7 protein-coding genes and 3 pseudogenes are annotated in these 10,004 nt (G+C 67.7%); 5 read left to right on the top strand and 5 right to left on the bottom strand.

Annotation, left to right across the window (positions count from 1 at the left end; translation table 11 throughout):
* Positions 1-652, top strand: a pseudogene (locus tag C5F48_RS19320) (transposase); the annotation flags it as partial.
* A gap of 307 nt (positions 653-959) precedes the next feature.
* On the opposite strand, the gene C5F48_RS19315 reads toward C5F48_RS19320, so the two are convergent.
* From C5F48_RS19315 to istA, 3 genes and pseudogenes are all read right to left on the bottom strand, one after another.
* On the bottom strand, positions 960-1,892 hold the full coding sequence (locus tag C5F48_RS19315) for an IS5 family transposase (RefSeq protein WP_107665449.1): 933 nt from the start codon (positions 1,890-1,892) through the stop codon (positions 960-962).
* A gap of 9 nt (positions 1,893-1,901) precedes the next feature.
* The gene (gene istB / locus C5F48_RS19310) at positions 1,902-2,591 is read right to left on the bottom strand and encodes an IS21-like element helper ATPase IstB (RefSeq protein WP_107665448.1); all 690 of its coding nucleotides are present in this window, start codon (positions 2,589-2,591) and stop codon (positions 1,902-1,904) included.
* Positions 2,588-4,044 (bottom strand): annotated as a pseudogene (gene istA, locus C5F48_RS26485) (IS21 family transposase). Before istA ends, istB begins: the two are co-directional and overlap by 4 nt.
* Before the next feature lie 465 nt (positions 4,045-4,509).
* Here istA and C5F48_RS19300 point away from each other — a divergent pair.
* From C5F48_RS19300 to C5F48_RS19290, 3 genes are read left to right on the top strand one after another with little or no spacing between them, the layout of a single operon-like run.
* Positions 4,510-5,352: a glycosyltransferase family 25 protein gene (locus C5F48_RS19300; RefSeq protein WP_170139699.1), complete on the top strand. Its 843-nt coding sequence runs from the start codon at positions 4,510-4,512 to the stop codon at positions 5,350-5,352.
* Positions 5,328-6,599 carry a hypothetical protein gene (locus C5F48_RS19295; protein ID WP_146603653.1) on the top strand — a complete coding sequence of 424 codons (1,272 nt, stop codon included), beginning with the start codon at positions 5,328-5,330 and terminating at the stop codon, positions 6,597-6,599. Before C5F48_RS19300 ends, C5F48_RS19295 begins: the two co-directional genes overlap by 25 nt.
* A complete protein-coding gene (locus tag C5F48_RS19290) occupies positions 6,596-7,495 on the top strand; it encodes a hypothetical protein (protein ID WP_107665445.1) in 900 nt (299 codons plus the stop codon). The genes C5F48_RS19295 and C5F48_RS19290 overlap by 4 nt, the downstream gene beginning before the upstream one ends.
* 4 nt (positions 7,496-7,499) lie before the next feature.
* On the opposite strand, the gene C5F48_RS19285 is transcribed toward C5F48_RS19290, so the two are convergent.
* Positions 7,500-8,312 carry a glycosyltransferase family protein gene (locus tag C5F48_RS19285; protein ID WP_146170652.1) on the bottom strand — a complete coding sequence of 271 codons (813 nt, stop codon included), beginning with the start codon at positions 8,310-8,312 and terminating at the stop codon, positions 7,500-7,502.
* Between the two features lie 111 nt (positions 8,313-8,423).
* On the opposite strand from C5F48_RS19285, the gene C5F48_RS19280 reads away from it, so the two are divergent.
* Positions 8,424-9,170, top strand: a complete 747-nt coding sequence (locus C5F48_RS19280) for a hypothetical protein (RefSeq protein WP_107665443.1) — start codon at positions 8,424-8,426, stop codon at positions 9,168-9,170.
* Positions 9,171-9,381: 211 nt separating this feature from the next.
* Here C5F48_RS19280 and C5F48_RS26480 read toward each other — a convergent pair.
* Positions 9,382-9,549: pseudogene (locus tag C5F48_RS26480) on the bottom strand (PAS domain-containing protein); the annotation flags it as partial.
* Positions 9,550-10,004: the final 455 nt, after the last annotated feature.

The raw sequence follows: 10,004 nt of genomic DNA, 5'->3' as shown, positions 1-10,004 counted from the left end.
GCGAGGCCATCTGGGTGAGTTCGGGCAGGTCGTGCCCAAGGGAGCGGCCAACGCCGCCCGGCTGATCGCCATTGTGCAAGATGCCGACAGCGGCCTGCCCGCCGACGCTGTTGCCACTTTGACGGTGCTGGTCGCGGCGCTTTCGCATCTCGAGGCCGAGATCGGCAGGCTCGACGTCGAGATCGAGGCGCGTGCAAAGAAGAACGAGGTGGCCCGCCGGCTGATGACTGTGCCGGGCATCGGTCCCCTGATCGCCACGGCCATTGCGGTATTGGCCCCGCCGCCCGAGACTTTCCGCAAGGCGCGTGACTTGTTCGCGGGGGAAACGGTCCCCCGGACCGTTTCCTGATCCCGCTCACCCTGGCTTGGCCTCGTGCCACGGCAGCATTCGACGGGCGGCAAACAGAGGCTTGGGGCCACGACGAAGATGGGCGAGCGATCCCCGCGGCGCCTGCTGAGCATCGGCGCCAACAGCGTGATCATCAAACGCCACGTCCATGCTTCTGCCCGACCGGGCACATGGCTCGGCGGAATGTTGACGCGCAAGCCACCGATGCTGGTGCGTGTCGCATTGGCAAACAAAATGGCGCGGATCGTTTGGGCTCTGATGGCCCGAGGTGGCGTCTACAAGGCTCCGGCCGCGGCGGTGTAAATCGGCCGTCGGTCGCGAGGGCGTCGGAGCGTAAGAGGGCAAGGAGCAGTTTGGCGCAATCGTCGTGAGACGGGACCGGGAGAACCAGTGTGCAACAGAGTGCCTTCGAGCACGCGGCTTTGATCTGGACCCGACCCTCGGACACCATACGGGCCCGCAGCATGGTGACGGCTGCAAAAGAGGCCGGACACATGTCAGCACCCGATGGCGCGCCAAAGGAAGCTCTGAAGATCCCTCTTGCGCAAGGGGCGGTTACACATGTTGCACAGATCGGGTGATGACGGACCTCCCCTTTCGCCGGACAGACCTATCCTGCGACATTTGTGATAGGTGTGCCGAGCGCGGTGAAGCCGTTGAGGACGGCGACACGCACTTGGAACTCTGCAACCTGACGGTCGAACTGGCGCGCGGACAGGCGCTGACCCAGGAGCTTGATGCAGTGCATCTTGGTTTCGGCTCGGCTTCGGCGGTGATAGCCGCTCCATCGTCGCCAGATTGTCCGACCGACGCGCTTCGATGTGCGCAGGATCTCGTTGCGGGCGACAGCACCGGGGGTGTCTGGCTTCCAAGGTTTGGCGTTCTTGCGGGGCGGAATGATCGTGGCGGCGCCATGGGCTGCAATGGCGTCGTGGCATTTGCGGGTGTCGAAGGCGCCGTCGGCGGTGACGGTGGCAATCTCCTGCTCGGGCGGTAACTGGTCCAGCAACTCGGGCAGCATGGGGGCGTCGCCCACGTCACTGGTGGTGAACTCGGCGGCGCGGATCTCCAATGATCTCTCGTCGATGCCGATATGGATCTTGCGCCATACACGGCGCTTCGTGCCGCCGTGTTTGCGGGCGTTCCACTCCCCTTCGCCCTCGACCTTGATGCCGGTGCTGTCGATCAGCAAGTGCAGCGGACCGTCCGAGCCGCGGTAGGGGATGTTCACCTTCAGGGTCTTCTGGCGGCGCGACAGCGTGCTGAAGTCGGGCGCCGCCCAGTCCAGGCCGATCAGACGTAGCAGGCTCTCGACGAACCCCGTCGTCTGACGCAACGCCATGCCGAACAGCACCTTCATCGTCAGGCAGGTCTGGATCGCGGCGTCACTGTACTCGGGCTGGCGGCCACGCTTGCCAGTGGGCGCGGCTGCCCATGTAATGGTGGGATCAAACCAGATCGCCAGTGAACCGCGGCGCTTGAGCGCCTTGTTGTAGCTTGGCCAGTTCCGGGTCTTGTAGGTCGAGGGTGTCCGTCTGCTCATGCAGCCCAGTTACCACGCTGGACTCACGAGATGAATCCCTCGGCCGATTTGCGCAACAGCGCCGTCCCAGCCGCTAAAGGGTTGATTAGCTGCGATCGCGATGCTGCGGTATTCGTAGCGCCGGGCGATCAGTTCGAAGAGCACGCCTGTCTCGGCCTGATCCTTGTGGGCGTAGGTGATGTCGTCAAGGATGATCAGGTCGAACTTGTCGAGCTTGGCCAACGCGGCTTCGAGGATCAGATCGCGGCGGGCGGCCTGAAGGCGCTGCACCAGATCGCTGGTGCGGGTGTAGAACACACGGTGGCCGGCCTCGATCAGGGCATGGCCGATGGCACAGAGGACGTGCGTCTTGCCCGTGCCGGAATTGCCGATGGCGATCAGGTTGCCGCCACCCTCCAGCCAGTCGCCGGCCGCGAGAGCCTCGACCCGGGCGCGCGGCAAGGTCGGCAGCGCCTTGAAGTCGAAGGTCGCCAGCGTCTTGCCGGCTGGAAGCTGCGCCTCGTTCAGATGGCGCTGGATGCGGCGCATGTCGCGTTCGGCCAGCTCGTATTCCGCGAGGACGGCCAGAAAGCGGGCAGCGGGCCAGCCTTCGGCATCGGCGCGGGGGGCGATCTCGGTCCAGAGTTTGTGGAAGCTAGGCAGGCGCAGCGCGGTCAGCATGCCTGGCAGCGTGTGGATGTCGATCTCGCGGGAGGTCATGCGCAGGCTCCCAGAAGGGCATCGAAGCTGTCGAGCGAGGGATGGGCGACGGCGACATCCCTTGGCAGCGCCGTTTGCTTCGGGCTCAGGCGGAGCATCAGCAGGTCAGGATCTGGCGCCCGGCTGGCGCCAAGATCATCCGCCAGGAGATGCGCGAGCTCCGCCTCGCAGGCTTGGTCGTGGGCGATGAACAGCAGGTCGACCATCCGGCGGCAGGCGTCGCGGCGGGTCAGATCGCGCTGCAGCACCTTCCAGGCCTCAGCGTATTCGGTTCGCGGGAACAGGCTGTCGCGGTAGATCGAGCTCCACAGGGCTTGCGGTTTGCGCCGCAGGGCATGGATGACGTTATGGTAGTTGATGACAGGCACGCGATGGCCATTGCCGCGACCTCGCGCCCTTGTATGGGTGACGACCAGGGTGCTGCCGAGAAAGGCCTCAAGGCGATCGTCGTAAAGGTGGACCCGCAAGCGCTGCCCGATCAGCTGCTACGGGGCGCTGTAGAAGATGCTCTTGACCAGAAAGCCGCCGGTGCGGGTGACCGGAACCACGGTCTCGGTGAAGTCGGTGGTGCGACGGGGCGGCAGGGGCTTCAGATGTGCGCGTTCCGCCTGAATGGCGGCCGCCCGCTGCCGGTTGCGCCGCGCCACCAGGATGTCGATGAAGCGCTGGTAGTCCTCGATGCTGGCGAAGTCGCGGCTGCAGCGCAGAATCAGCGCCTGTTCTGGGACTCCACCGCGCCGTTCTCGTGCGCCTCGCCGCGGTTGTTGCGGCTGGCGTCCATGCCGTAATGGCCGACGAAGCCATTGTAGCGCTTGGTGATGTCCTCGCGCTGGTCTGCGGTCAGATTGCGGAAAGCGGCCGAAAGGCTGTCGGTCCGATGCTCCTGCGGCGCTCCGCCGAGGGACCACAGCGCCTGCTGCAAGTTCTCGGCAAGCGCCGTGAAGCTTTTCCCCGCCCAGGACCACAGCGACATGCTCCCACCGGCTGTAGACCATGACGAAGGGGTAGAGCAGATGCGGGAATGGCTGGCCCGCGCTTGTCACCTCCAGCTCCTCGGCATGGGTGAAGTCCGACTGGGCCATGCGGCCCGGCTCTGGCGTCTGGCGGAAGATGATGTCGCGCTCGGGCCCGTTCAGCGCCCGCCACTGCCGCACCCGCCGTTCCAAGGTGCGCCGGATCCGATCGTCGGGGAAGGCCAGCGGGTGCAGGCCTGCAAGGCGCTGTCCCTCTCCAGCAAGGGAAGGATGTTGCCCTCCCAATAACCTTCGAGGGGATCGGCCACCGTGCGCCCGTGAACGATCTTGCGGTTCGAGGGCAGCGTCGGATTGGCATCGAACCGTCGGGCCGTGCGCTCGCTGAACCCGGCGCGGGCGGCCGATGTGCGCTGACTGTGCTTCGGGAGGTCGGACATGTATAATCTCAATTGCTGGTCTTTGATGGATCTGTAGGCCAACCCGGGTCCTCCGTTTGACGGCAGAGGAACCTGGCTTACCAACCCGCAGCGACCAGCACCTTCCTTGAAATCACTCAGGCCGGTGGGGCTGCCCTCCAGACGGGCATGCCCGTCTGGAGGGCAGCCCCACCGGCCAAGGTGGTTGCCGGCACCGGCCAAGCTGGTTGTCGCTGAACATTGAAGGTCGGCTCCGAAAACCTGCACGCCCAGTCACATCCTGGGCTCCGGACAGTCGGCGCCGCCCGGTCGAGGAGGCTGCCGATCCGTCTCGGATGGCGCGCGGCGGGCTCGATCCGGAGGGTCGTCCCTTCTCTGCAACCGGCCAAGGAAGTCACGGGGGCGCTGCATTCAGGGGCGACACTCGACGCAGCCCTTGAAATATGATTTTGAAGTCTACGCCGCCTCGTGCGGAATGGATGTCTGGCTGCGCCGGGCGCTGCTTGTTCACGGGTGATAAGGAGAAACGTGCACGCTTTCATCATCAACCTTGCGGAAGAGAAATGCCGGCGCGCGTTTCAGGAGCGCCAGATGCGCAGGCTGGGGCTCGACTTCACCTTCACCGTGGCCGTGCCCGCGGCGGGGCTGGCGGCCGGCGAACGGGCTCGGTACTGGGGGTCCTGGCAACGACCGTTGCGGCTGACCGAACGGGCGTGTCTTCTCAGCCATCTCGATCTCTGGCGGCGCATCGCGCGCGGCGCCTCCCCCGTGCTTGTCCTCGAAGATGACGCCCTGCTCGCGGAGGGTGTGGCGCAGGTGCTTGCGGGGATCGAGACGCTGTCGGGGGTCGATCACGTGTCGCTGGAAACCCGGGGGCGGCGGAAACTGGTCGCCCGCGCACCGATGATGCGCGCCGGCGAGGTCCGGCTGCGCCGCCTCTATCAGGATCGCAGCGGCGCCGCGGCCTATGTACTGTTTCCCTCGGGCGCCCGCAGGCTGATCGGCGCGGTGGAGCGCCGCGCCGGGCTGTCGGATGCGGTGATCTGCGCCACGCGGGGCCTGACCAGCTATCAGGTCGATCCGGCGATGGCGATCCAGCTCGACCAGTGCGAAGGCCTCGGGATCGAGCCGCCGCTGCAGACGGTTTCGGCCATCGACAGGGAGCCGCGCGCGAAGCGGAAGACCTTCGCCCAGACCCGGCGACGGATCGCGGCGCAGCTCTGCATGCTGGTTCGGCGCGTCGCGGTGCTGGGTCGGGCGGAGTCGCGGCTGATCCAGCCGTCGGCAGCTTTCGGTTGCGGCTTCCAGACGCCGGAGTGGCCCTGTCCGACGGAGGCGCAGAACAGATGGCTCGCGGCGGTCCAGTCATGATCGGCGCCGGGATGCCGAAGGCGCAGCACGGCGCGGCGCCGCGCAAGACGATACGGGTGAGCGATTTTCGGCAGAGCGCCGTAACCGGGGCGCCGAGGCTCTCCTGTCTGCTCGAGGGGGAAGGCCTGCCCGAACGGCTCTGGTTCGACATCCAGTCGGGCGCGGTGGGTCCGCTGGCGCTGACCGAGCCGAACTGGGCGGCCATTGCGCTGATCTATCCGGCGATGCTCACCGGCCGCGACCTGCGGATCGAGGCGTCGCTGTCGCCCCGGCTGCTTTCCGCGCTGCGCGGCGATCTTCAGGACCTGCTGCTGGCCTATGATCCGCGGCTGCGCCGCATCGGCATTCATGCGCAGGCCGGCATTCTGCCCCCCGAGCTGCAAACCACAGGTGGCGCGGCTTCCGGCTTTTCCGGCGGGGTGGACAGTTTCGCCACCTGGCTGCTCTACACCCGGCCGGACGTGCCGGCCGCGCTGCGGCTGACCCATGTCTCGCTGCACAACGTCGGCGCCTTCGGTCCGCGCGCGGGGGCGCAGGCCGCCTTTGCGGCTTCGGCGCGCCGGCACGCCGAATTCGCGGCAGGGCAGGGGCTGGCCGCGCTGCAGGTCGATTCGAATCTGGACGACCTGTTCCGCCCGATCGATCCGAATTTCGACCACAGCCACAGTCTGCGCAACGTGGCGGTCGCCCATATCTTCGCCGACAGCCTGCAATATTATCTCTGCTCCTCCGCCTATCCCTATGACCAGATCGGCATCGCTGGGCTGCGCGCAGCGAAGGCGCTGTCGACGGCCTATCTCGATCCGCTGTTGCTGCCGCTGCTGTCGACCGAGCGGCTGACTGTGATCTCGGCCGGGGCCGGTCTGACGCGGCAGGACAAGATCGCCCTGCTGGCCGACGATCCGCTGGCGCAGCGCCAGCTGGATGTCTGCACCTCCTCGCCGGCGGAGCGCGCGAGGGCGGGGCGGCTGAACTGCTCGGACTGCAAGAAATGTCAGCGCACCATCGTCACGCTCGACGCCCTGGGCAAGCTCGACCGCTTCGCCGCAGTGTTCGATGTCGAAGGCTATCGGGCTCGGCGGCGCAAGGTGCTGTCGCGCATCCACCGCAAGGCGCTTTCCGGCTCGACCACCGACCGGGCGGTGATGGTCGTCCTGCGGCGCGAAGGGGTGCGGGTGCCGGAGCTCTGGCCGCGCGTCGCGGCGCTGGCAGTGCGCGGCCTCACCCTGCTGCGCCTGCGCCGATGAGCCGGGCCGACGCCTGCCGCGCGTTCCTCGCGCCGGCGCGACCGGAGTGGCGAGCCGCTTGCGAAGTCGCGCCGGGCCGTGCGCTGGCCCATCTGCGCCATCCCGAGGGAACGGATCTGATCGCCCGATCACAGCTCGGGCAGGAGATCGACCTCTACGAGCGCCCCGGCGCCAGGCCGCCGCTCTTCGTCTCCTACTACACCGCCGATACGCCCTATGCCGCGCTGGCGGCGCGGCTGGCGCGATCGCTCGACCGGCTGGGCCTCGCACATCGCATCGAAGCGATCCCGTCGCGCGGCAGCTGGGTCGCCAATACCGGGCTGAAGGCCGGTTTCATCGCTCGGGCCTGGACGGAAAGCGACCGGCCGATCTGCTGGATCGACGCCGACGCCGAGCTTCTGCGCCTGCCGCATGTGGTGTTCGATAACCCCTTCGACATCGCGCTGGTCCGGCGCCACGGCTGGTACGACATCTCCAGCTTCGTCTATCTCGGCAAGACCGAGGCGGCGGGCGCGCTGGTGCAGCGATGGGCCGAGTTCTGCGCCGCCCATCCGCAGGTCTGGGACCAGGTGCTGCTGACCCTGGCCTGGCAACATGTGGCGCAGCGGCAGGATATGGCCAGCCTGTGGCTGCATGACGGGATCTTCCGCTTCCCGCGCCCCTGGCTGCGCGACCTGCGCGACCGTCTGCTCAACTATCCGTCGCGACGGAAGATCCGTCCCTTCGTCGATCAGAAGCAGGCCTCGCGTCAGCTGAAATCCGTGATCGACGGCGCGGCGCGCCGGCCGGGCGAGCGCGGCTCCGACGATCTGTCGCCGGCCTTCCGCGCCATGCTTGCTGCGCACCGCTTCGACATCGATCCCGAGGTGGCGATGGCGCTTTGGCCGGCGACGTGACCTCTCAGAATCTGCTGCACAGGGCCGCCTCCAGACAATCGGCAACCGCGGGCAGGGCGCGGAAATAGCCGAAATCGCCGTCTTCGGCGCGGAACAGCGGGTCTAGCCGTCCGTCGGAAGGAGCATCGGTCGCCGCGATGTCGGCGCGGCCGATGGCCGCGGCATAGTCGCGGAACTTGAAATCCGGGTCTTCCGGGGCGTCGAGCATGCGCAGCCGCCAGTTCGGCAGGCCGAAGCAGTCGGCTGCGACCAGCCCGTGCAGGCTGGACGAGACGATCTGCGCGCAGTCGCCGATGCGGCGCAGGGTTTCCAGCGGGTCGCCATTCACCGGGATGAGCGTGGCCTGCGGCGTCCCGGCCAGCAGCCGCGCCCCCAGATCACTGGCCGCGTCACGGTAATGCAGCACGATGCCCCAGTGGAACCGCTTGGGTCCAGTGGGGCGGTGCAGCCGGTCGAACAGCAAGCCGGGATCGCCGAAGGGCACGGGATGCCGGTTTCCCAGCCGCTGCGCCGTCAGCGGGCCGCGCAGCGCCAGGGGCGCGACGAGGGCATCGCTCACGCCGCCGCCTCCGGTCAGGCAGCCCGAGCCCCAGATCGACACCGGCGTCAGGCGCAGCCTGAGCAGCCGCTTCCAGCGCCGCTCGGCGATCATTTCGACGATGCTGCCGATCGCCGCCAGATCGCAGCCCGACACGCGCGCATGCACGACCTGCCGCCCGGTGAGGCGGGCGACAAGAAGCGGCGAGATGTCGTCGCCGAAGTTGATCTCGCCATTGCGGCGACGGCTGTAGAACAGCCGGAGGACTGATTTTCGCACCTTTGCCCCTGCGCCGCGCGGTTGCAGCTGCAATAAGGCAAAATCGCTCTTGAGCAAAGCCGCCCGGCAGACCATCAGGCAGGGCATGGAGCATCGCAGAGGGAGAACGGGATGAGACGCAAGCCGGGACTGCTGCGCCGCCTCCTCTCGCTGAACCAGCACCGCAAGCGCTTCGGCGCGAAACTTCCGGCAGAGGAGGCCGATCTGGCGGCGATGAAGCGCCGGATCATCGAGGCCGGCGCGCCGAAGCAGACCCGTGGTTCCGAGAAATCCCTGCCGCAGCATCTGGAGAACCTGCGCTGCGAATTCTCCGGCCAGCCGGAGTTGCTCTACGTCCATGCCGAGCTGATCGTGCTGATCCGGCGCGGCTATCGAACCGATGAAAGCTTCGCCCGCCTGCTGCGGCTCTGGGAGGCGGAGGGCGATTTCCTCTGCCAGCGGCTCGACCTGCGCTGGCTGGTTTCGGCCTGCGACAGCTTTGCCGAGCATCATCCGGATCCGGCGCAGCGCGCCGTCGCCGCTCTCGTCTCGCTGCTGACCAACAGCGTGAAACTCTACGAGACCGAGCGCTTCATCACCGCCGATGTGACGCGTCCCGACCCGGCGCGTCCCGACCCGGCGCGCATCGACCGGCTGCAGACCGAGCTCGTCCCGCTGTTCGGCGGACTGTCCTGCTTCACCGTCGGCACCGATGACACGCTGCGCAACCTCTACTGGCGGCTTGAGCCGTTCTTCGCGCTGAAGCCGGCCGGGCCGGTCCTGAAGGCGGCCTGGGACCGGATGCAGACGGAAGACACGGCCTTCGCCCGGCTGCGCGCCCTGCACCGGCGGGAGCGCACCGCCTGGTGGAGCGACTGATCGCCGGCGCTGCGCCGCCCGGAAACCGATCATCCTGAGCAGAAACGATCGCCTTGGCCCGGCCGCCCCCATCGCTCACTCGGCGACCTTTCCGAGGTCCCGGCAGCAGCCGCTCAGGGCACGCTCCAGCTGATGCGTCAGGATGGGCTTGCCGAGAAAGGCGAGCGGTTTCACGACCGCGAGGGGGCAGGGCGTCGCGGTGATCGCGCACCAACTCGCCATGGGACGAGAGCCAGCGCGTCGCGCCGTCCGGCAGGGTGAGGCGATGCGAGAAGGCGACGCTGGTGTGCTCCGGCGCGTCCATCACGTCGTCGAAGGCGGCCTGCACCCCTGCGCGGTCCTCGGCATGGACCCGGGCGAAGTAGTCGTCGGCAGGCAGCGTGCCGGCGAAGAGCCCCGCACCGCGCCGAGCCCGCAGGCTCGCCAGCCGTCGGAAACCGCATCGGAAGCAGTCGTCGCTCCCTGTCGGTGCAGGGTCCAGCTCCCCGTTTGGTCTTGCCAGGCGCTCGGCGGCGCAGTGGCGCGCGCGAAGCCGCGGACCGAATGATCAGGGGGCAGCGACCATCCCGACCGTTTGAGCGCTGGATCGACGGCGTCACGCGGGGACGCTCGTCGCGCGGAGCAACAGGCTCCATCATGACGCGGTGCGGTCTTGCGGCGATCCAGAGGCGTGGGCAAACCCGGGAACCGATCCGTCCTGCTGGCGAGTCGACCGGCGTTATGGCACAATGGACGCACCGCAACCCGGGGCATCCGATGTGGAAGCTTGCCGCAGCCCTGCTCATGGCCTGTCCCGCCTTCGCCGCCGGGTTGCCGGGGGTCGTGCGTCGGGGA

This window comes from Cereibacter changlensis JA139 (assembly GCF_003034985.1).
Classification (GTDB): domain Bacteria; phylum Pseudomonadota; class Alphaproteobacteria; order Rhodobacterales; family Rhodobacteraceae; genus Cereibacter; species Cereibacter changlensis.
Note: the sequence above shows the minus strand (reverse complement) of the source record. Positions and strands in the feature narration are given on the sequence as shown.

Excerpts from the sequence above, each read along its gene's own strand:
- C5F48_RS19295 (WP_146603653.1), top strand. The coding sequence starts at position 5,328 with ATGGCTCGCGGCGGTCCAGTCATGATCGGCGCCGGGATGCCGAAGGCG.
- C5F48_RS19280 (WP_107665443.1), top strand. The coding sequence starts at position 8,424 with ATGAGACGCAAGCCGGGACTGCTGCGCCGCCTCCTCTCGCTGAACCAG.
- istB (WP_107665448.1), bottom strand. The coding sequence starts at position 2,591 with ATGACCTCCCGCGAGATCGACATCCACACGCTGCCAGGCATGCTGACC.
- C5F48_RS19315 (WP_107665449.1), bottom strand. The coding sequence starts at position 1,892 with ATGAGCAGACGGACACCCTCGACCTACAAGACCCGGAACTGGCCAAGC.
- C5F48_RS19290 (WP_107665445.1), top strand. The coding sequence starts at position 6,596 with ATGAGCCGGGCCGACGCCTGCCGCGCGTTCCTCGCGCCGGCGCGACCG.